This is a genomic window from Kribbella sp. NBC_01484 (assembly GCF_036227145.1).
Lineage (GTDB): Bacteria > Actinomycetota > Actinomycetes > Propionibacteriales > Kribbellaceae > Kribbella.
This window is the reverse complement of record NZ_CP109437.1, coordinates 6,999,186-7,019,857: the sequence shown is the minus strand read 5'-3', so window position 1 is coordinate 7,019,857 and position 20,672 is coordinate 6,999,186. Positions and strand designations below refer to the sequence as shown.

The 20,672-nt window shown below is 67.6% G+C and carries 18 protein-coding genes; 4 read left to right on the top strand and 14 right to left on the bottom strand.

Going from position 1 to position 20,672, the window contains the following annotated elements; translation table 11 throughout:
* Positions 1–26: 26 nt before the first annotated feature.
* The 3 genes from OG555_RS33930 to OG555_RS33920 are packed head-to-tail and all read right to left on the bottom strand — an operon-like array spanning position 27 to position 2,342.
* Positions 27–260 (bottom strand): lipoyl domain-containing protein, encoded by a 234-nt coding sequence (locus OG555_RS33930; protein WP_329476661.1) that lies wholly within the window; start codon positions 258–260, stop codon positions 27–29.
* A complete protein-coding gene (locus OG555_RS33925) occupies positions 257–1,303 on the bottom strand; it encodes an alpha-ketoacid dehydrogenase subunit beta (protein ID WP_329476659.1) in 1,047 nt (348 codons plus the stop codon). Before OG555_RS33925 ends, OG555_RS33930 begins: the two co-directional genes overlap by 4 nt.
* A gap of 10 nt (positions 1,304–1,313) precedes the next feature.
* Complete coding sequence (locus OG555_RS33920; RefSeq protein ID WP_329476657.1) at positions 1,314–2,342, bottom strand: thiamine pyrophosphate-dependent dehydrogenase E1 component subunit alpha; 1,029 nt, start codon at positions 2,340–2,342, stop codon at positions 1,314–1,316.
* Positions 2,343–2,834: 492 nt separating this feature from the next.
* Between OG555_RS33920 and OG555_RS33915 the strand changes: the two genes are divergently transcribed.
* Both OG555_RS33915 and OG555_RS33910 read left to right on the top strand, forming a co-directional pair.
* A complete protein-coding gene (locus OG555_RS33915) occupies positions 2,835–3,368 on the top strand; it encodes a YcxB family protein (RefSeq protein ID WP_329476655.1) in 534 nt (177 codons plus the stop codon).
* A 268-nt stretch (positions 3,369–3,636) separates the two neighbouring features.
* Positions 3,637–4,242, top strand: a complete 606-nt coding sequence (locus OG555_RS33910) for an ankyrin repeat domain-containing protein (protein WP_329476653.1) — start codon at positions 3,637–3,639, stop codon at positions 4,240–4,242.
* Between the two features lie 136 nt (positions 4,243–4,378).
* Here OG555_RS33910 and OG555_RS33905 read toward each other — a convergent pair whose 3' ends face one another.
* The 8 genes from OG555_RS33905 to OG555_RS33870 form a co-directional block, all read right to left on the bottom strand.
* Positions 4,379–5,263 carry an alpha/beta fold hydrolase gene (locus OG555_RS33905; protein ID WP_329476651.1) on the bottom strand — a complete coding sequence of 295 codons (885 nt, stop codon included), beginning with the start codon at positions 5,261–5,263 and terminating at the stop codon, positions 4,379–4,381.
* Positions 5,260–5,697 carry a GlcG/HbpS family heme-binding protein gene (locus OG555_RS33900; RefSeq protein ID WP_329476649.1) on the bottom strand — a complete coding sequence of 146 codons (438 nt, stop codon included), beginning with the start codon at positions 5,695–5,697 and terminating at the stop codon, positions 5,260–5,262. The genes OG555_RS33905 and OG555_RS33900 overlap by 4 nt, the downstream gene beginning before the upstream one ends.
* 39 nt (positions 5,698–5,736) lie before the next feature.
* Complete coding sequence (locus OG555_RS33895; protein ID WP_329476647.1) at positions 5,737–6,588, bottom strand: enoyl-CoA hydratase/isomerase family protein; 852 nt, start codon at positions 6,586–6,588, stop codon at positions 5,737–5,739.
* A gap of 66 nt (positions 6,589–6,654) precedes the next feature.
* A complete protein-coding gene (locus tag OG555_RS33890; protein ID WP_329476645.1) occupies positions 6,655–7,488 on the bottom strand; it encodes an alpha/beta fold hydrolase in 834 nt (277 codons plus the stop codon).
* A gap of 160 nt (positions 7,489–7,648) precedes the next feature.
* Entirely contained in the window at positions 7,649–8,113 is a 465-nt protein-coding gene (locus tag OG555_RS33885; RefSeq protein ID WP_329476643.1) for a VOC family protein, read from the bottom strand.
* Positions 8,114–8,239: 126 nt separating this feature from the next.
* Positions 8,240–8,845 (bottom strand): muconolactone Delta-isomerase family protein, encoded by a 606-nt coding sequence (locus tag OG555_RS33880; protein ID WP_329476641.1) that lies wholly within the window; start codon positions 8,843–8,845, stop codon positions 8,240–8,242.
* A 147-nt stretch (positions 8,846–8,992) separates the two neighbouring features.
* Complete coding sequence (locus tag OG555_RS33875; RefSeq protein ID WP_329476640.1) at positions 8,993–11,782, bottom strand: ATP-binding protein; 2,790 nt, start codon at positions 11,780–11,782, stop codon at positions 8,993–8,995.
* A 5-nt stretch (positions 11,783–11,787) separates the two neighbouring features.
* Positions 11,788–11,946 (bottom strand): hypothetical protein, encoded by a 159-nt coding sequence (locus OG555_RS33870; protein WP_329476639.1) that lies wholly within the window; start codon positions 11,944–11,946, stop codon positions 11,788–11,790.
* Between the two features lie 600 nt (positions 11,947–12,546).
* Here OG555_RS33870 and OG555_RS33865 point away from each other — a divergent pair.
* Positions 12,547–13,707: a hypothetical protein gene (locus tag OG555_RS33865; RefSeq protein WP_329476638.1), complete on the top strand. Its 1,161-nt coding sequence runs from the start codon at positions 12,547–12,549 to the stop codon at positions 13,705–13,707.
* A gap of 67 nt (positions 13,708–13,774) precedes the next feature.
* Positions 13,775–16,702 (top strand): leucine--tRNA ligase, encoded by a 2,928-nt coding sequence (leuS, locus tag OG555_RS33860; RefSeq protein WP_329476637.1) that lies wholly within the window; start codon positions 13,775–13,777, stop codon positions 16,700–16,702.
* Positions 16,703–16,839: 137 nt separating this feature from the next.
* On the opposite strand, the gene OG555_RS33855 is transcribed toward leuS, so the two are convergent.
* From OG555_RS33855 to OG555_RS33845, 3 genes are all read right to left on the bottom strand, one after another.
* Complete coding sequence (locus tag OG555_RS33855; protein WP_329476636.1) at positions 16,840–17,361, bottom strand: FHA domain-containing protein; 522 nt, start codon at positions 17,359–17,361, stop codon at positions 16,840–16,842.
* Positions 17,362–17,473: 112 nt separating this feature from the next.
* Complete coding sequence (locus OG555_RS33850) at positions 17,474–17,911, bottom strand: ribonuclease H family protein (protein WP_329476635.1); 438 nt, start codon at positions 17,909–17,911, stop codon at positions 17,474–17,476.
* A gap of 787 nt (positions 17,912–18,698) precedes the next feature.
* Positions 18,699–19,922, bottom strand: coding sequence for an IS256 family transposase (locus OG555_RS33845; protein WP_329476634.1), 1,224 nt, complete (start codon positions 19,920–19,922; stop codon positions 18,699–18,701).
* Between the last annotated feature and the right edge of the window lie 750 nt (positions 19,923–20,672).

Below are 20,672 nucleotides of genomic sequence, written 5' to 3'. Positions count from 1 at the left end.
GACAGATCCCGATTTCCCGTCGAGACTCATTCAATGCGCGCGATCGGGCAACCCTGCTTCACAGTTTCCTCCTCCGCCACGAGGAGGCGCACCACACCGCCAACGGGTGCCGGTACCTCTGCCGAGACCTTGTCGACCTGTACCTCGGCAAGCAGTTGTTCAGCGCTGACGGTGGCGCCGTCACTGACGAACCAGGTAGCCAGCACTCCTTCCGCGTCCGGTGTGTCCTTCGACAATGCGGGGAACGGTACGTCGGTCATCCGGCCACCGCAGCGCGTACGGCTTTCTCGATCTTGTCCTGCCGCGGTAGGACGGCGTACTCGAGTGCGTGGGCGTACGGGATGGGCACATCGGGCATCGCGAGCCGCTGTACCGGGACCCGCAGCATCGTTGGGTCGTGGTCGGCAACGGTGGCGACGACCTCACCGGACAGACCGAACGAGCGGTAGTCCTCATCCACGACGACGAGCCGGCCGGTCTTGGCCACCGACGTCAGGATCGCCTCGCGGTCCAGCGGCACCAGACTGCGGAGGTCGATGACCTCCACGTCGATGCCCTCACCGGCAACACTTTCGGCGACGTCGAGGGCGTGGTGCACCGACAGGGAGAGGGTCACGACTGTGACGTCGCTGCCCTCGCGGGCGACCCTCGCCTTGCCGATAGGCACGGCGTAGTCACCCTCGGGCACCTCGTCGACGGAGCGAGCGTTCTTCGCCATCCACGGCAGCCCCATCACGCCCTTGTGGAACATATAGACGACCGGGTTGTCGTCACGGATCGCCGAGGTCATCAGGCCCTTCGCGTCGGCGGGGCTGCTGGGGACCACGACCTTCATGCCCGGCAGGTGCGCGAACGTGCCCCACAGACACTGCGAGTGCTGCGCGCCGTCGGAGTAGCCCCCGCCCACGGCGGTGGTCAGCACCATCGGGACCTTCACGTTGCCGCCGGACTCGTAGTGGATCTTCGCCATGTGGTTGTAGATCTGGTCCAGGCATACGCCCATGAAGTCGGCGAACATCAGCTCCACGATGGGGCGCATGCCCTCGACCGCGGCGCCGATGCCGAGGCCGATGAAGGCGGTCTCCGAGATCGGGGTGTCGATGACTCGCTGCGGCCCGAACTGCTCGAGCAGGCCGGTGGTCGAGCTGAAGATTCCGCCGTAGGCGCCGACGTCCTCGCCCAGGTAGAACACCGAGGGGTCGCGTTCCATCTCCTGAGCGATGGCCTCGACCATCGCCTTGGACGTAGTCAGCCGGCGGCTTGCCTGGGGCGCGGGTGCAGCCGGGGTGTCGATGATGGTCATCGTCGTCTCCTCAGGCGAACACGTAGGAAGTGGCCGACCCAGGGTCGGGCACGGGGCTGTTCTTGGCGTAGGTGATCGCGTCCTCGACTCGCGCGCTCGCCGCGTCCTTGATCCGGGCCGCGGCGGCGTCGTCGAGGTGCCCGGCCGCGCGCAAGGTCTGCTCGTAGCGAGGGATTGGGTCCTGCATCGGTACGTCGGCGAGCTCGGGGCGATATCCCTGAGCATCGCCCTCGAAGTGCCCCCACAGCCGCAGGGTGTGAACCTCGATCAGCGACGGCCCTTGGCCCGCCCTGGCTCGGGCAACGGCGCGCTGTGCGGCGCCGTAGATGCCCTCGACGTCGTTGTCCTCGACACGTTCGCCCGGCATGCCGTACGCCGCTGCACGGTCCGCATTCGAGCCGATCGCCGTGGACGCCGAGCGCAGCACCGAGATGGCCCAGTCGTTGTCCTCGATCACGAACACCACCGGCAGCAGCCATCGGGCCGCCAGGTTCAGCGACTCGTGGAACGCGCCCTGGTTGGCGGCGCCCTCACCGGTCACCGCGACAGCGATCTGGCTGCCGCCGCGGCGCTGGAACGCGAACGCCTGTCCCAGCGCGGGTGGGTAGCCCTCGGCGATGATCCCCGAGCAGGAGAAATGCGTATCAGGGTCGAACAGGTGCATGTGGCCACCGCGCCCGCGCCCGAGACCGGTCTCGCGACCGAAGATCTCTGCGGTCATCTTCCGCAGGTCCACGCCGTGGGCGATCGCGAAGTGGTGCGGGCGGTGCGTCGCGGTTACCGCGTCCTCCGCGGTCAGGTGGGCGCACACGCCGGCCGCCACGGGCTCCTGTCCGGCGGACAGGTGCATCTCCCCGGGGACCAGCCCCTTGCCGATATCGAAGCCGGGTCCTTTGTCGGCGTGGTACTCCCGGAGGATCGCCTCCTCGTAGGTGCGGGAGAGAACCATAGTCTCGTAGAGCCCTACCCGCACGGCAGGGTCGACGGAGGTCCCGCCCGGCTGAGGGCTCGACGTCGAGGGTGCTGCGTGTGTCGTCATCACGGCCTCCAGTGCTGAGTCTCCCCCGGCATCGTGTTGGCGTGGGGATTGCCGGGCTCCACCACGGCCAGCGCGGACATCCCAGGAGAGGCCGACTGGCCACCATCGAGCCTATGCACACCGCACTGCTGCGTCCAGGAATCAACGAATCGTGCGCCGTCCGCGCAGCTGTCGCTATGGTCGTGTTCAAGGACGGCGTCCTCGTTCCTCCGTCCTGTCTTGAAGGTGGACGCAGGCCTTGGTCTTGAGACACAGCGGTTCTGTGGATTTTCGCTGGGATACCTGGGCCTAGGTTGCGGCTGGGCTACACGTCACCAGCGCGCTACGCGCAGGTGACATAGCGTTCCCTCCTCGCTTCGACAGCCGTGACCACGTCCCGCCCGACGGACGCGGGCTACCGGCGTCCCCCCTGCTCGACGGTGCTTCCCGAGATGCTGTTCGCGGGCCGCTTGCCCAGGTGACGACCTCTGATGACGGGTACGCTCTGCGGTCATGGCGATCGAGATACACCCGGACGCGATCACGCTGCGATGGATGCCGGAGCCGGCGGACCTGCAAGAGCTGGCGCGCCGGCCGGCCTTTCGGAGGCAGATGGCGAAGTCGCTGGCCGTCGCCTCGACCCTTCTCGTGGTCGGCCTGCTTCTGCTCGCGACCGGGGCGGCGGAAAAGTCTGGTGGCTTCCTCGTCGCCGTCGGCGGCGTGCTCCTGCTGTTGCTCGGCACTGCGCCACGGCGATCGCTCCAACTGCGATGGAAGAACGACCCGCTGCTCCAGGATCTGGTCGAGTACGTGGCCGACAACCGGGGCCTGTCGCGCCGGCAGCAGGACTTCGAGTGCTGGTGGGGGTGGTCCCGGATCCGCGACGTCGAGGAGAGCAGCCGCGCATTCGTCCTCCGGCTCGGCGTAGGCCGTCCCTCCGATGGACCGCTCCTCATCCTGCCGAAGCGTGGACTGGCGAGTCCGGCCGACGAGACCCGCCTGCGCGAGCTTCTGGAGGCCCACGTACGCCGCCGCCAAGCGGCGTAGCGGCGCGTCTCCGGCCATAACGATCTACGGCTGCAGTACTAAGCCGTGTGGTTATGTGCGGGTCCCCGTCGGACACTAAACGGATATTTCAGAAGGCGACGCCGGGGTCACGATCGAGTCCATCCGCCAGCGGACCGACGTACTGGCAGTGGTTGGAGAACGCGCTCCCGGTGTCACCGTCCTCCTCGGGCGGCGCACACTTCCCGCTCCTGGCTCAGCCGGCCCAGATCGCCAAGCTGCTGGCCGCCTGACCGAGGTAGCGTGCCGTATGCCTGCCATCGAAGATCTCGCCGGGTTGCTGGTGGCCATCGCGGCGGGCGATCGCATAGTCGTCACGGCGTCGCTCGACGCGGCACCACAGCTGGCAACGGCGCGGCTGGCGCGCCGCGACGAGCGCTTCATCGCCGAGTGTCAGGTCCAGGTCTACGAAGGCGACACGGCGCTGCATGCCGCGGCGTTCGCGTACGACGTCGAGCTCGCCGAAGATCTGGTCGCGCGCGGCGCCGACTTCCGCGCTCGCAACCGTCGGGGCGCCGAACCTCTGCATGCGGCCGTCAGCGGTGGACCCGGCGCAACGAATTGGAATCCGATCCGTCAGAGGGCGGTCATCGAGTACCTCATCGAGGCGGGCGCCGACCCGAACGCTGCCGCGCTGGGTGGGACCACGCCCTTGCATCGAGCCGTCCGAAACCGGTGCTCGGCTGCTGTCGAGACACTCCTGCGCTTGGGCGCGAATCCTCGTTTGGCGAACGACCGCGGCTCGACTCCGGCCTCCCTCGCACGCCGAGCAACGGGCCGCGGCGGCGTGGGCTCCGAGGCGGCCAAGCTCGAACAGCGGGTCATCATCCAACTCCTCGACGACGCCACAGCCTGAGCTTCCGCCAGGTCCGCCGGGCGGCCGGCTCGACCGCGGCGTCCAGAGCGCCGAGTACCCCGAGACGCGCGAGGATCGTTCCCCGCGCCAGAGCTCAGCGGCTTGCCGCCCGTGCCGCAACGGCAGGGATCACCTTTCAACGCGCCCGGCGCAGGAAGTCGACGACCAGGTCTGTCGTCGCCTGCGGCTGCTCCTCCGTGATCCAGTGCCCGCAATCCGGGATGACCGCATCTTCGACGTTGTCGGCGACACACCGAATCACCTCGCCGATCCCAGGGCCGAAGGTAGCTTCGCCACCGAAGGCCAAGACCGGCATCTGCAGCTTATTGCCCTGCGCAAGGAACTTTCTGTTGTCGGTCGCATCCTGCCCGAACGCCAGGAACTGGGCAAAGCTCGCTCGCATCGCGCCGGGTTGCGCATAAAGCGCCGCATAGTGCTCGCGCTTCGCTTCGTCGAACCGCGTCGGGTCCACGGAGAGTTCGTTCCAGAAGCGGTCGAGATAGACACGCTCGCGGCCGGCGACCAGGCGCTCCATGTCGCGACCACCGAAGCCGAAGTGCCACATGACCGGATCCTGGATGATCTGATCCCAGGGCCCGATGCCGGGCAGCGGCGCATCGATCGCCACCCACCGGCTCACCCGCTCGGGGTGGGTGGCGGCGACTGCGAAGCCGACCATGATGCCGATGTCGTGCGTCACCAGTTCGATCGTCTGCACACCCAGGGCGTCCACGACGCCCCAGATGTCCGCCGCCTGATTCTTCTTGTCGTAGCCGCCCTCAGGCTTCGACGAGAGGCCCAACCCACGCAGGTCGGGCGCGACAACCGTGTGGTCTTCGATGAGTGCGCTCGCCAGATGACCCCACATGTCGCCCGTTGTACCGAAGCCGTGCAGCATGACGACCGGTGCACCATGCCCGCCGACGCGTACGTGGATCGTGACGCCGTTGGTTTCGATCTCACGCGACCGCACACCGGCTGGGAAGGGGTAGATGCCGTCCTGATGTCTGTCGTCGTTCATCGCTTTACTCCGGGTTTGAAGGGGAACATGGCTCCGACCTGTCTCATCGCCGCTTCGACAATGGCTATGTCCTCTTCCGTCGTTCCACCGCTGACTCCGATGCCGGCGATCACCTGACCCTCGCTGGTGAGCGGCACGCCGCCGCCCATCGCGGAGTATCTGCCGCCGGAGACGGCGAGGAGTGGATAGAGGGCCGCGCCTGGTTGCACGAGGGGGACGAGGTCAGCGGTGCGCATCCGGACAAGGGCCGATGTGTAGGCCTTTCGCTCGGAGAGCTCGAGAGAGAATGCGGGCGCTCCGGTCATGCGGTGCGTGAGAACGACGTTGCCGTGGATATCGATGACGGAAACCGCGACGGGTACGTTTTGTTTGAGCGACTCGGCCTCGACGCGGTCCGCGATTTCCTTCGCGATGGTGAGCAGGTCCGTGGTCATGTGTTTTCCTTCCAGAAAGTAAGTCAGGCCGTTCGGGTTTCAGTGCTCGCGCTTGAGCGCCAGCTGTCCCACGAAGGCTCCGAGTCGATTCTCCGAGTCGCCAGGCTCCTGCAAGCCTTGCTCCAGCAGGGCTTTGATGCTTTCCTGCGCCGCTGGTCGTTTGACGGAGGTCATGCAGGCGTCCCAGCCGGCTCTGATTTCGACGTCGGGCGGCAGGCTCGCTTCGTTCACGAGGCGCTTGGTGTTGGCGATCGCCCACTTGTCGAACGAGGCGATTCGGGTTGCGAGTGCGTCGACGAAATTGTCCAGCTCTGCATCCGGTAGCGCACGGTTCACGTAACCGAGGAATTCGGCGTCGGCGCCCCGAACGTCGTCTGAGCTGAGGAGTACTTCGAGGGCTCGTCCCCGTCCCATGACTCGCGGCAATCGCGCCATCGGCCCTCCCCCGGCGACCAGACCCACGCCCACTTCCCACTGCGACAAGATCGCTCTCTCTCGGCTCGCGAAGCTCATGTCACAGGCGAGCGCGAGCTCACTCCCGTTCCCGGTCGCCCGCCCCCGGATCAGCGCGATCGAAACGAACGGGGCGCGCGTCAGCCGCACCAGGATGTCGGGCCATGCCTCGAGGCCGGTCGGGCCTTGCGGGATGCTCGTCAGATCCTCGAAATTCGCGAGGAAGTCGGAGTGATTCAGGAAGAAGCCGTCGACGGCACTTTCGAAGACCACTACCTTCACTCGGTCGTCGTCCTCGAGTGCCGTGACGATCTCTCGCAGCTGCGTAACGAATTCTGGACCCATGAGGTTGAGCGGCGGGTTGTCGAGTACGACTCGACAGTATGAAGGTGTGACTCGATTGAGCCTGAGTTGCGGATCATGCGTTGCTGCGTTCATCAGAGCCTCTCGTGCGTTGGATAGAGACGAATCGTTGTGTGGTTCAGCGCAGACGAAATACGCGGCCTATTTGGCGAAAAAGGTCAGAAGGGCTTGGTTGACCTCGTCGGGGTGGGTCCAGGCGATGTTGTGCGGCCCGCCTTCGACCGTCACGACCTCGAGATCCTTGATCAAGCCGGGCAGCCGGGCAGCGGTGGCGGCGTACGGGAGGATTCGGTCGGCGTCGCCGTGGATCAGCAGTGTCGGTACGTCGATCTCGGGCAGGTCGCCGCGGAAGTCGGTCAGCCAGGTGTCGACGCAGGCGTGCGCGGCGTACGGGGAGGCGGTGATCGCGACGTTGAAGCTGTTCTGCCAGGCCTGCTCGCTGACTCGGGAGCCGCCGAGTACGTCGAGGTTGTAGAAGCTGTCGAGGAAGGCCTCGAGGTAGGCGGGCCGGTCCTTGACGATCGCGGCCTTGATCTCGTCGAACACGGCCCCGTCGACCCCGTCGGGGTTGTCGCCGGTCTTGAGCAGGAACGGCGGGATCGCCCCGATGAGGACGGCCTTGGCGACTCGGGCCGAGCCGAAGGTCTTGAGATAGCGGGTCACTTCGCCGGTGCCCATCGAGAAGCCGCAAAGCACTATCTCGCTGAGGTTCAGGTGCTCGAGCAACGTGTTGAGGTCGGCGGCGAAGGTGTCGTAGTCGTAGCCCACCGTGGGCTGACTGGACTTGCCGAACCCGCGCCGGTCGTAGGTGATGACCCGGTATCCGGCCTGCAGCACCGCTCGTTCCTGCTTCTCCCACGCAGCGCCGTTGAGCGGGTAGCCGTGGATCAGCACGACCGGTTGCCCGGACCCGTGGTCCTCGTAGTGGATTTCGATCGGGGCACTGTTCTCGGTGCCGACGGCGAGGCGTGGCATGACGTTCTCCTTGTCTGCTGCTTGCTTTTCCACACTCACCATCGCGGGCCGAGTGGCCGTCCTGCGCCCGGGGCGAACCCCGGTCAACCCCGGGTCGGCCGGTCCGGCGTACAGCAGGAAGGCCCGGACCGTCTGGTCCGGGCCTTCTTCTGGTGCGGTATCAGACCCGACCGGGGAGTCGGGTCGTGATCTCCTGGACCAGCCACGTATTGCCGTCCGGATCGGTGAACGAGCAGAAGGAGCCGTAGCTGGTCCGCTCCGGGTCAGGGCCGGGCTGCCGTGCCTCGACCGGGAACGGTGGGCCGTGCCAGACATCGACCACGTCGATGCCACGGCTGACGAGATCCTTGTGCGTCGCTTCGATGTCGGAGACAACCAGCACCGCCTGCGCCGAGCCGGGCGCGGCCGCGGTGAGTCCGGTGCCGAACGTGATCGAGCACGGGGAGCCCGGTGGGGTGAACTGGACGATCCGAAGACCGTCCAGCGGGGCGACGTCGTCGTCGAACCGCCATCCCAAGCGTTCATAGAACTGCTTGGACCGATCGACGTCGGAGACCGGAATGACATCGTTCTCGAGATGCAGCTCGCCCTCGCCGATGCCTGCGTCATTGCGCGTGGAGCTCATGTCCACTCTCTTTCTCGTTTGTACACAACTGTTCTACTGGGTTCTTGACCAGCTGCTGCTGGCCGAGTGTGGGGATCGCACCGACGCTGCAGTCCGCCGGTGACATGCAGCCGGGAGCCGCGTCTGTCAGACCTGGGAGTTGGCCGGGTCGCTCGGGTGCTCGGTGAGGGGGGTGGTCTCAGTCGTCATCCACATGCCCATGGGCAGCGACTTCAGGATCACCTGCAGCTCGTCCCCGTCTTCGGCCCGCCAGAGGCCAAGAGCCCGCCAACTGCCCGGCGTAGGCGGCAGCATCCACAGTCGGACGAGATGTCCCTCCTCGGCGAGGTCGCGCGTCCGCTCGGCCTCGCGGGCCTGGATGTCGGCGACCTCCTGCTCACTCGCGCCGTCGGGAACCGTGACCTCGAACGTCGTCAGGAACTCCTTGGCATGTGCTTCGTACGACAGACCGGCGTCGTTGGGATGGGCCGCCAACGGCACCACCTGATCCGAGCGCCAAACCCGCAACGGCATCGACGCGAGGACGGCCTCGAGCTCCATCTCGTCGTCGGCGGCGAACAGGCCGAGGGTGCGCCATTCGCCCGCCTGTAGGGGCGGACGCCACAAACGCAGCAGATGCCCCTGGCCGGCAAGCTCGCTGGAACGTGCAGCCTCGCGGCGACGAACCTCCTCAACCACCTCCTCCGCGGTTCCCTCCGGAACCTGCGTCGTCATCGTGACCAGATACTCCATCTGCGAGCCTCCTGCGTTCAGCTACGGCGCCGACAGGGTCGGCTTCACCCCGATCCTTCCGTTTCGCTGCCCGCCGCGGACCCGGTGAACACCCGGGCCTATGCCTGGTTCGCTCGCGCCAGGGCCTCGCCCTGATGCAGGTTTGGGCTATCCGGGTGCCACGTCGAGCACCGCGTTTCGGAGCTCTTTGCGGGTACTGACGCCTAGCTTCGTGAACACCTTCCCGAGGTGCCACTCGACAGTGCGGGCACTCAGGAAGAGACGGGTGCCGATCTCTGCGTTGGACAGGCCCTCGCGGGCGAGTCGCGCTATGTGGAACTCCTGGACGGTCAGTTCCTCAGTGGTCTCGACACTGCGGCGGAGCGCCTTGCCGCCGGCCAGAGCGAGCTCGCGCCGAGCCCGCTCGGCAAACGCGGTCGCCCCCATCGCAAACAGCATGTCGTGAGCAGTGCGTAGCTGCTCCCGGGCCTTGATGCGCTGACCGATCCGTCGCAGCCACTCGCCGTACAGGAGGTGCCCTCGTGCGACCTCCAGGCGAAGACCCGCGCGGTCCAGGTGATGGATCGACTCGCGGTGCGACGCGTCCACGTCCTCGTCACCCAGCAACGCCCGAAGCCGAGCTTCGATACCCAACGCCCAAGAGGTGGGCGTGACACGAGCGCGCTCCGACATCCGCTGATGCGCTGCCGCTACCAGCTTTGCATCGCCGGTGCGGGAGGCCGCCTCCGCGAGCTCCGAGACCACCATCATCTGGTATCCGCCCACGACATCGCGGTCGAAGACCTCGCGCGCCGCCAGCAGTGCGACCTCGTGACGCCCCAGGCTGTTGTCCAGCACCGAGGTTGCGTAGTCGGCAAAGGTGACGATCCGCCCCTGGCCCAATGACCACGCCTCGCCGCGGACCGCCGCGATCGACCTCGATGCCTTCTCGTCAGGCCCGCGGAGGGCACCGAGGAGCATCGCGGCGTAGCCGACTGCTTGATTGCCGGTGATGTCGGCGACCATTCGGTCCTCCTCGACGAGCTCAGCGGCCTCGGTGAGTTCCCCGGCAAGCAGCCTGTTGGTCGCGAGCACGTTGACGGCAAACTGCAACTGAACAAGCGCGCCGGCGTCACGGGCTCGGCGGACCTGGAGCTCGGCCAGCGCCCGTCCCGCCTCGAAATCCCACAGCTCGGTCGCGAGTATTGCCGTGACCCGGTTGCCGCCGAGCCGAAGCAGCCGGCCGACGTCCTCGGCGCCGCAATCGATGCTCTGCACAGCCATCAGCGCTCGGGCAAGCGATGCTGCCGCCGTCGCGTGGCCGTCCGTGAATCTGCTGGCCAGCGCGTCGAGGATGCAGTCGATGACCCGCGGCGCTCCTCGGGGCGGGGAGCCGACCCGCGCGGCGGCCGCAACGACGTTCGTCACCTCGGGCGAATCGGTCCCGCTGGCCCAGATGGCGGCGGCAAGCGCATCCAGATACGTCTCGCGGGCCAGATCACCGTTGAGCGACTCGAGGTGTCCAGCGGCGTCCAGGAGTAGCGGAGCGGCGCCGGCGGCTCTCCGCTGGTCGAACATGATCTGTCCGCGCAGGTGCTTCACCTCCGCAGACCGCATCGCATCGGCCGGGCCGCTCTCGACCGCGGCCAGGAGCGCGAGAGCAGCATCGAGGGCGCCACCATCGCGCTTGCGCCAGGCCGCGGCGAGCTGGCGTTCAGCCCGCCCGGTTGGTTCGGGCGTGAGACTTGCCGCTCGTTCCAGCAGCGCCGCGGCAGCCAGCAGGCCGCCACGAGACTGCGCTCGGGCGGCCGACTCTTCCAGTTCAGCGGCGATCCCTTCGTCCGGCGCCAGTGTTGCCTGGGCTCGGTGCCATGCTCGCCGGTCGGGATCGACCTCGGCGTCGGTGACCTCGGCCAATGCGCGGTGGATCTCCTGGCGCTCTTCCGGAGACGCAGAGCGGTACGCAGCCGCGCGTACCAAGGGATGCCGGAACCCGACCCGCGCACCGAACTTGATCAGACCCGCCGTCTCGGCCGCCTGCGCAGCATTCGCCCTGATCCCCAGCACATCCGCCGCCCGCCACAGCAACGTCGCGTCGCCGAGCGGTTCAGCCGCCGCGGCCACGAGCAGACGCCTGGTGTCCTGCGGGAGCGTCGACAGCCGACGAAGAAAGCCTTGCTCGATGCGACTGGCCAATGGAACCAGATCCGATTGCTCGAACCCGTCTGCGAGCTCTGCCGCCGTCCACGCGCGCGGCAACTCGAGCAGCGCAAGCGGGTTGCCGCGGGTCTCCACGATGATTCGGTCGCGGACGCGGGGATCTATCGGACCCTTCACCACTGAGTCGAGCAGCCGGCCGGCGTCTGCCTCGATCAGTCCGTTGACCGTGAGCTCCGGCAAGCCGGCGAAGTCGTGCTGATCGCTTGGCTCCCGTAGCGCAACCACAAGCCCGATCCGCTCAGCCGCCAGCCGCCTGGCAACGAAGGCGATCGTCTGCGCCGAGACACGGTCGAGCCAGTGCACGTCGTCGATGAGGCAGATCAGCGGTCGCTGCTCGGCGCGGTCAGCCAGCAGGTCCAGCACCGCGAGTCCGACCAGGAACCGGTCCGGTGCCTGCCCTCCGGTCAGGCCGAAGGCAGTCCCGAGGGCGATACGTTGCGGAGTGGGCAGGCGGTCAAGTCGATCCAGGAACGGGGCGCAGAGCTGATGCAGCCCGGCGTAGGCGAGCTCAGTCTCGGCCTCGACGCCCGCCAATCGGGCGATGCGGCAACCAGCTGCGCGCGCTTCCACATAGTCGAGCAATGCGGTCTTGCCGATTCCGGCCTCACCCCGCACGACGAGCACGTGGCTCTGCCCTGCCCGCGAACCCGCGATCAGGCCGTCGAGGGTCGCGCATTCGCTGCGCCTGCCGAGCAGCGCGGCCAGACGATCACGCCGATCACGCAGAGGCGAACCCATGCAGATCAGAACCAGATCCGAACTGTGTCGACCCCGGTGCAGTTCATGTCGACCTGGTGGAACACCGCGGAGAGCGCGCGTACGACGCCTCGGCGCGCGTGTTCGACTACGGCCGGGTTGTTGGGCACGCCGTTGTCCAAGCCGGCCATCACAGTAGGACTCATCGCACTTCCGAGCGCGGAAGCGGTGCGAACCTGGGCCTCGCCGACTTGGGGCCAGGTGCCGCCGAGGCTGCCTGACCAGCACCTCCGGTCAGTACCGCGCCGGCCGCCAACGCCGCCGTGCCCAGCTTGAGCATGCCCCGGTGTGACGGAGCCTTCTCAGCGTCCTCACACATAATCTATCTACTCTCCGGAGGCTGCAATCTGGTTAGAACGTGCACTTGCTGGTCAGTGTGAACCGGCCACCAAGACCGTGACCACGACCGGTTAGCTCTCTGCTAGGAGACGCTGCCTCCTACCGCCGGCAGGAGGCCTGTGGATGATGGGCGCCGCGTCGGCCACGGTGTCAGAAACTTGCTTCAAAACATTGAGAAATTGCCAAGACACCGTGGGGAGGATGAATCGCGAATTTCATCGACGCGTCAAGACGGCAGGGCCGGCGAGGAGGAACCCGGTCAGCCTCGTCACTGCGGGTACAACTCGCGGCCTGAGCGGCACGAGCGGTGTTTTCATGGTGGTGTGGAACACGATCAGGAAGAGATCCTCGAAGTCGGGAAAGCTTCGAGACGTGGGCGCCGAAGGGCCGGATGGATTCTGGTCCTGGTGGCGGTGCTGACCCTGATCGTCCTTCGCGCCTCGACGGATCGGCCGCCCCATCAGGCCGTGCCGAGTCCAACCCCGTCCGAGGCGATCAACGCCATCCCGGGCGGGCGGACGGCGACGGCGTGGCCGACGGCGCCCGGCGCATGCGGAGCGGAGACGCTGCTGCCGATCGTGTCGAGTGCGCCACCCGCGGGGCACACCGGGATCCAGGTGCTGCTCGGCGGAGACCGGCTGCGACTCGTCGACTTCGACAGCGGCCGCGTGACGACCTTGCCTGACGCAGTCGTCCGTCCGGGCGAGTACGCCGCTGTGCTGGCAGGTGATCCGGTTACGGCGTACGCGACAACCGGGTCGTGCAGCGAGACGGCTCCCTACGCGATGTTGCGCATCAGCGTCGATCACCGGGTGAGTGTCATCCGCCCACTCCGTCCCACCGAGTGGGCGCTGACCGATGGCAATCGGGTCTGGATCGCATCCTTCGCCAGCGACATCGACAACCCCTACGGGACGATCGCTCCGGTCGTCGGCGGGCAGCGGGTCCGGCTGCCGCTCGGCTTCTACGCATCCGCAATCGTGGGCGACACGATCGTCGGCCTGATGCAGCCCGATCCGGGGATCTCACCGACGTGGCTCGCCCTCGTCGACGCACGCACCGGTCGGTTACAGGCCAAGCTCGACCAATATGTCGCGCCACTCGCGGCCGGCGCAGGCCAAGTCTTCTGGACCACCGGCTGTCACGACGACGCGTCACCGTGCAGGCTCCACCGCCGGTTGATCGCCGGCGGAGAGACCCTCGGATTCCCCCTTCCACGGCCCGCCTGCTGCGGTGTCGTCAGCCCGGACGGCACGAGGGTCGCCTTCCTGATCCAACGAGCAACGACAGACCAACGTCTTGCCGGCCAGCCGCTCCCGCCCCTGGACATCGCGATCCTGCAACTCGACACGGGCCGGCTGAGCATCGTGCCAGGCATCGAACTGCCCACCAAGTCACAACCCGGGCTGACCTTCACCGGCCGTGATGGCTGGCTGGTGATCGCCCTCAACGCCGGATCCCGCACCCGGCTCCTCGCCTGGCGGCCCGGACTGCGCCAGCCGTACGAGACGAATGCGCTTCCGGGCCCCGTCCATGACCCGCCGACACTCGTCGTCACCAGCCACTGACCACCTCGTCGCGACCGTGGACTACGGGGGCTCTGTTCGTATCCGCACCGACCAAGGAGCGACGACGATGAGCGAAGTCGACGGGGCCACGGACACACCGACGGCCGGTATCCCTTCGCACCGATACACCGCGGCGCTGGCCAGGCGGATCGAGACCGCCTGGCAGGAGCGGTGGGAGCGAGAGGGCACCTTCCATGCCTCCAACCCGACCGGCCCGCTGTCCGACGGCTTCGACGAGGTCGCCGGCCGGCCGCGCCGCTACGTGCTGGACATGTTCCCGTACCCGAGCGGTGCTGGGCTGCACGTCGGCCACCCGCTGGGCTACATCGGGACCGACGTCTACGCCCGCTACCTGCGGATGTCCGGGGCCAACGTGCTGCACACGATGGGCTTCGACGCGTTCGGCCTGCCCGCCGAGCAGTACGCGATAGAGACCGGGCAACACCCCCGAACCACCACCGAGGCCAACATCCGGAACTACCGGCGGCAGTTGCGCCGGCTCGGACTGGGCCACGACCTGCGCCGCAGCGTTGCCACCACGGACGTCGACTTCTACCACTGGACCCAATGGATCTTCCTGCGGATCTTCGACGCCTGGTACGACGCGGCCGCGAGCAGGGCCCGCCCGGTCACGGAACTGTGGGCCGATTTGGACGCCCGGGCCCGGGAGCCGGCCCAGGGCACCAACCCGTACGGCCGACCGTGGCCCGAGCTGTCCACAGTGGAGCGCCGGCACGTGGTGGACGCACACCGGCTGGCGTACCGGTCGGATGCGGTCGTCAACTGGTGCCCCGGCCTCGGCACCGTGCTGGCCAACGAGGAGGTCACCCCCGACGGCCGCAGCGAGCGCGGAAACTTCCCGGTCTACCGGCGGCCGCTGACTCAGTGGATGCTGCGGATCACCGCGTTCGCGGACCGGCTGATCGACGACCTGGACTCGGTCGACTGGCCGGAATCGGTGGCCCAGATGCAACGCAACTGGATCGGCCGGTCCAGTGGCGCGCGGGTCCGCTTCGGCTCGCCCGCCGGCGACATCGAGGCCTTCACGACCCGGCCGGACACACTGTTCGGCGCCACCTACTTGGTTCTGGCCCCGGAGCACCCGCTGGTGGACGAGGTCACGGCCGACCGGTGGCCGGACGACGTACGTCCGGAGTGGACCGGTGGCGCCCCGACGCCGGGCAAGGCCGTCACCGAGTACCGCAAAGCAGCCTCGCTGCGCTCAGACCTGGAGCGGCAGACCGAGGGCCGGGACAAAACCGGCGTCTTCACCGGGTCAACAGCGCTCAACCCGGTCAACGGCGAGCAGGTGCCGATCTTCGTCGCCGACTACGTGCTGACGGGGTACGGCAGCGGCGCCATCATGGCGGTGCCCGCGCACGACCAGCGGGACCTGGAGTTCGCGCAGAAGTTCCACCTGCCCGTCGTCAAGGTGATCGAGCCGCCGGCCGAGTGGACCGAGCGGCACCGGATCGGCCCGCACACCCCACCGGCCGAGTGGCCGGAGGCGTACTCCGGCGACGGCATCCTGATCGCCTCTGCGAACGCCGGCGTTTCGCTGAACGGACTGGATAAGGAAGAGGCGAAGGCCCGGATCACGGCCTGGCTCCAGGTGCAGGGCCTGGGCGAGGCGGCGATCACGTACAAGCTGCGGGACTGGCTGTTCAGCCGGCAGCGGTACTGGGGCGAGCCGTTCCCGATCGTGTACGACGAGCACGGGCTGCCGGTACCGCTGCCCGAGTCGATGCTGCCGGTCGAGCTCCCCGAGATGACAGACTTCTCGCCGCGTACGTACGACGGACCGGACGCGGCCGACTCAGAGCCGGAGCCGCCGCTGTCCCGGCTGCCGGACTGGGTCGAGGTCGAGCTGGACCTGGGCGACGGGCTGAAGAAGTACCACCGCGAGACCAACACGATGCCGCAGTGGGCCGGTTCCTGCTGGTACGAGATCCGCTACCTGGACCCGACCAACCACGACCGCTTCGTCGACCCGGAGGTCGAGCGGTACTGGATGGGGCCGACCGCCGAGAACCCGACCGGCGGCGTCGATCTGTACGTCGGCGGCGTCGAGCACGCCGTACTGCACCTGTTGTACGCACGCTTCTGGCAGAAGGTGCTGTACGACTTGGGGCACGTGTCGGCGTCCGAGCCGTTCGCCCGGCTGTTCAACCAGGGTTACATCCAGGCCGCCGCGTACGCCGACGAGCGCGGCTTCTACGTACCGGCAGCGCAGGTCACCGAGGTCGACGGCAGCTTCACCTACGAGGGCCGGCCGGTCACCCGCGAGTTCGGCAAGATGGGCAAGAGCCTGAAGAACTCCATCGCCCCGGACGAGATGTACGCCGAGTACGGCGCGGACACGCTGCGGCTGTACGAGATGTTCACCGGTCCGCTGGAGCAATCCCGGCCGTGGGACAACAAGGCGGTCATCGGTGTCTACCGGCTACTGCAGCGGGTCTGGCGCAACGTCGTCGACGAGGAGACCGGTTCACCGCGGGTCTCTTCGGACGCGGCCGACGAGGAGACCCGGCGGCAGCTCCACCGGACCATCGCGGCCGTGCGCGAGGGGATGGAAGGGCTGCGCTTCAACACCTCGATCGCCCGCATCACCGAGCTGAACAACCACCTGACCGCGCGATGGGGCGCGGCCGACGGAGCACCGCGTGAGGTCGTCGAACCACTGCTGCTGATGCTGGCCCCCCTGGCACCCCACGTCGCCGAGGAGCTGTGGTCGCGGCTGGGGCATGCGGATTCGCTGGCGTGGGAGACCTTTCCGGTCGCCGACCCGACCCTGCTGACGACTGAGACGATCGAGATCGCGGTGCAGGTGAACGGCAAGGTGCGGGCGACGACCGTGCTACCTGCCGACGCCGACAAGGCGAGCACCGAGGCGCTGGTGCTGGCCGACGCTCAGGTAGTCCGCATGCTGGCCGACGTCGACGTCCTCCGGGTGATCGTGGTGCCCGGACGGCTCGTCAACATCGTCACCGGATGACCGCGGCTGGCGTGGGCTCGGACGTGGAGCTGAAGGCCTGTGGTTAACGTGCGTGTGCCTCCTCGGACACACAACTCACAGCAGGGCCGGCAGTAGGCCGAGGATCGGTGAGCGGACAGCGGCCTGACGAAGGTCAGCTACCTGACCTCGTTCAACACCTTCGGCCGGGAGGCCTGCTCCGAGGGTCCAGCCAGTGCGCGAGCACGCCGAGGGGCCCAACGAGAGCCGATCTCGCGGAAGAAGTTCTCGCGCTGCTGGATCACATGCTGCACGTACTGGCTCCTTCCGACATTGTTGATCGTGTGCGCTCGCTGATCGCCGATGTCGTAGCGAACCGCGGTCGGCGCGCCCTCGCCCGTGTCGTAGCGAAGTTGCAGGTCCGCGAACGCAACCCGGTCCCCGGGGTACAGCCGCCGCGGCACCGTGATCGCCTCGCCGTTCACGAAGGTGCCGCCGGCCGAGCCTAGATCTTCGACGTAGTCCACACCGCCCTGCTGCCACAGCGCCGCATGCGTCCGGCTCAGGTACGGGTCCTCGAACCGTACCTCGCAGCTCGGCAACCGGCCGACCGTCAGACGGGCGCCGGTCAGGTCGATCCGCTGCCCCTGGTGCGATCCGGTTTCCACCACGAGGTACGTCGTACTCGATCCATCGCTCATCGTCCTCTGCGGCGACCGCAGGCACCTCGCCCGCCCGCACCACAGCCCCACGATCAGGAAAGCACCCGGGCCGGATCGTCACAAGATACGGGGTGTCGCGCGTCCACCCAGGTCAGTGCTGTGGGAAGCAGGCAGCGACGGCCAAGCCATCCACGAAGTCGTTCATCTGGTGGCCGGAATGGCCCTTTACCCACTGGAAGGCGACATCCCCGCGCTTGGTCACCAACGCCACCAGGGGCTCCCAGAGATCCCTGTTGGCGACCGGCTTCTTTGCTGAGGTGAGCCAGCCTCGCTCGAGCCAACCCCTGTGCCACCCGTCGCGGAAGCAGTTGACAACGTACGTCGAATCCGACACGACCAGCAGCGGACCGTCGTTGGCCCGCACGGCCTCGAGGGCGGCTCGGATCTCCATCCGCTGGTTGGTGGAGGCAGCCTCGTGACCAGCGGCATACTCGGTCGTCGACAGCGCCCAGGCCCAGCCTCCAGGTCCGGGGTTGCGCGAACAGGCACCGTCGGTGAACACCGTGCGGGCGCCGACAGGGACTGTCATGTCGGCAGGGCGAGGACGGCGGGCGCGGGCTGGAGGCATCAGAGCGAAACACTACCCCGCCGGCGCATCCCCACATGCACAGCCCTGAAGGCGGCGTACCGCGCCGGACAACGAGGCTCAGTGCGCGGCGAGGAGCAAGAAGGTCACTCGGATCAGAGCTGTTAGACCGACAGGCCGCGCCACGTACCTGCAGGTGCTGGTGCCTCGCCAAGAAACGTCGAGGTCGTTACCGCACTCGCCTTCCGCCGGGTCAATTTCGGGGGAGAACCTCGCAGCTGCACCCTTCTACCCACCGCATACCCGGGGTGAAGGGACAAGATCAGGGGTGAACCCCGCACCTGGCCGCCGGGGCGGGCTTCGGGGTAGTGGTCGCCCCGGATTACCTCCCCAACCTTGCTTGACGCGGCACCAGCCCAGCGCCTTCTCGCACATCGTCGACCATGGGTTCGGGGTTCTGAGCGCTCGAGTCTGTCGCGCCGCATCTCACACGTTGTCGCCGATGAAGGCGTTCAAGTTGCTACCGGCAACCACGGGCCGGCCCTGAGAGCCATTGGTTTCCGCGGTGAGCCAGCCGGGTGTCCTCCGGAACGCCGTTCAAGGTCCCCTCGGTCATCGCGGCGACGGGCATCGCGAGCGGCTCGAGGTACCTTCCGCCGGCTGCAGCTCGGAAGCGCTCCAACGCGGCATCCGCGAGTTCGAGGATCGACAGATCGGGATCCATCGGGTCCGGCGGCTCGAGGTCAAGTCCCTTGTGGTGGTGTAGCGCTGCGCGATCCTTGGGCGGTTGTTAGGCGGTGAGTGCGGGCAGGTCGTCGGCTCCGATCTCGGGGTTGGTGGTGGGGATGGTGGTGAGGCGGCAGCGGGCCAAGATCTCGAGGCCGAGGTAGCGGCGTCCTTCGGCCCATTCGTCGGTCTGTTCGGCCAGGACGGCGCCGACGAGGCGGACGATGGCGTCGCGGTTGGGGAAGATCCCGACGGCGTCGGTGCGGCGGCGGATCTCCTTGTTGAGTCGTTCGGCGGGGTTGTTGGACCAGATCTGGGTCCATACGTCCTCGTCCTCGCGGGCGGCGGCGAGGTGGTCGGCGACGGCGGGGAGTTTCTCGGCGACGTAGTCGAGCAGTCGGTCGAACTGGGCGTGCACGGCGGTCGCGTCGGGCTGGTCGTAGACCGAGTGCAGCATCGCTTTCACCGCCGGCCACATGCTCTTGGGGCAGATCGACATGAGGTTGGCGGCGTAGTGGGTGCGGCACCGCTGCCAGCTGGCGCCGGGCAGGTTGGCTGCGATCGCCTCCCGCAGGCCGGCGTGGGCGTCGGAGGTGACGAGCCGGACACCGGCCAGGCCGCGGGCGACCAGATCGGCGAAGAACTCGTTCCACGCCGGCCCGGTTTCGCTGGTGGCAACGCGCATGCCGAGCACTTCGCGGTGCCCGTCGCCGTTGACTCCGGTCGCCAGCAGGACCACGGCGTTGACCACGCGGCCGCCCTCGCGGACCTTCATGGTCAGTGCGTCGGCGGCCACGAACGTGAACGGCCCGGACGCGTCGAGGGGACGGTGGCGGAAGTCGTCCACGATCGCGTCCAGGTCGGCAGCCATCCGCGACACCTGGGACTTCGACAGCGAGTCGATGCCGAGGGTCTTGACCAGCTTGTCCATCCGCCGGGTGCTCACCCCGGCGAGGTAGCAGTCAGCCACGACCGTGATCAGGGCCGCTTCGGCGCGTTTACGGCGCTCGAGCAGCCACTCGGGGAAGTAGGTGCCCTTGCGCAGCTTGGGGATCGCGACGTCGATGGTGCCGACGCGGGTGTCCAGGTCGCGGTGGCGGTAGCCGTTGCGCTGAGCTGCACGGCCCGGGCTGGGACGGCCCCACTCGGCGCCGGCGACGGCATCGGCATCAGCCGACAGCAGGGCGTTGATGATCGACTGCAGCAGGCTGCGCATCAGATCGGGCGAGGCCTCGGCGAGCGCTTCGCCAAGCAGGCCGGCAGGGTCGACAATATGTGGTGCGGTCATCGTGGTTGGTCCTCGAGGATTCTGTGGAAGGTTGACTCGAAGGATCACGCGGTGGCCGCTTCTTCGTCCGACGTACACGCCGGTGACGAACTCGGCGACCGCGCTACACCACTATCGGGGACTCAACTCGGCTCGATCGAAGGACACCAGCCACGCACGCAGCCATCGCGCCGCCTCCTCACCCATCCGCGCCTGCAATCGCCCCGAAGGCATCGCATGACGAAACATTCCCACCAAGTAGCTGGGAGTGGTACGACGACCCGTCGCATCACTCCCCAGGACAGGGGCAAAGCGATGCGACAGATCCAGATCCGCAGAAGGCCGCTACGAACGCTCGCCCGCAAGAGCACGCAGCCGCTCGACCTCCGCACACCATCGGGCCGACCGCTCCCGTTCTGATGCGTCGACCAATGGCCAACCCTGTAGGACGCAATCGATGCAGGCTGCCACCAGCTGGCCAGACTGTCCGCCACGCCCCAAAACCACGCACAAGCTCCCGTTCCGCGTCGACCGCCTGCGTCGAGATCTGAGCACCGGGTCCGTCGAAGTCCCGGCTCCCCCTTGTCCCACCCTGGCCGGCCGTTCACTGTGGTTCAGACAGCATTCCGCTGGACGTGGGGGCCGCGCTGCACACGCCGGGGCCGACGAGCGAGCGACGGAACGGCGCCACGGATCTGAGGCCGGGCGAACCGGCCTGAAGGGGGACGAAAGATCATGGCCAATTTATTCTTGGAGAAGATATCCCTCGGC

Coding starts and splice junctions, on each gene's coding strand:
- OG555_RS33930 (WP_329476661.1), bottom strand. CDS start 260: ATGACCGACGTACCGTTCCCCGCATTGTCGAAGGACACACCGGACGCG.
- OG555_RS33925 (WP_329476659.1), bottom strand. CDS start 1,303: ATGACCATCATCGACACCCCGGCTGCACCCGCGCCCCAGGCAAGCCGC.
- OG555_RS33920 (WP_329476657.1), bottom strand. CDS start 2,342: ATGACGACACACGCAGCACCCTCGACGTCGAGCCCTCAGCCGGGCGGG.
- OG555_RS33915 (WP_329476655.1), top strand. CDS start 2,835: ATGGCGATCGAGATACACCCGGACGCGATCACGCTGCGATGGATGCCG.
- OG555_RS33910 (WP_329476653.1), top strand. CDS start 3,637: ATGCCTGCCATCGAAGATCTCGCCGGGTTGCTGGTGGCCATCGCGGCG.
- OG555_RS33905 (WP_329476651.1), bottom strand. CDS start 5,263: ATGAACGACGACAGACATCAGGACGGCATCTACCCCTTCCCAGCCGGT.
- OG555_RS33900 (WP_329476649.1), bottom strand. CDS start 5,697: ATGACCACGGACCTGCTCACCATCGCGAAGGAAATCGCGGACCGCGTC.
- OG555_RS33895 (WP_329476647.1), bottom strand. CDS start 6,588: ATGAACGCAGCAACGCATGATCCGCAACTCAGGCTCAATCGAGTCACA.
- OG555_RS33890 (WP_329476645.1), bottom strand. CDS start 7,488: ATGCCACGCCTCGCCGTCGGCACCGAGAACAGTGCCCCGATCGAAATC.
- OG555_RS33885 (WP_329476643.1), bottom strand. CDS start 8,113: ATGAGCTCCACGCGCAATGACGCAGGCATCGGCGAGGGCGAGCTGCAT.
- OG555_RS33880 (WP_329476641.1), bottom strand. CDS start 8,845: ATGGAGTATCTGGTCACGATGACGACGCAGGTTCCGGAGGGAACCGCG.
- OG555_RS33875 (WP_329476640.1), bottom strand. CDS start 11,782: ATGGGTTCGCCTCTGCGTGATCGGCGTGATCGTCTGGCCGCGCTGCTC.
- OG555_RS33870 (WP_329476639.1), bottom strand. CDS start 11,946: ATGAGTCCTACTGTGATGGCCGGCTTGGACAACGGCGTGCCCAACAAC.
- leuS (WP_329476637.1), top strand. CDS start 13,775: ATGAGCGAAGTCGACGGGGCCACGGACACACCGACGGCCGGTATCCCT.
- OG555_RS33855 (WP_329476636.1), bottom strand. CDS start 17,361: ATGAGCGATGGATCGAGTACGACGTACCTCGTGGTGGAAACCGGATCG.
- OG555_RS33850 (WP_329476635.1), bottom strand. CDS start 17,911: ATGACAGTCCCTGTCGGCGCCCGCACGGTGTTCACCGACGGTGCCTGT.
- OG555_RS33845 (WP_329476634.1), bottom strand. CDS start 19,922: ATGACCGCACCACATATTGTCGACCCTGCCGGCCTGCTTGGCGAAGCG.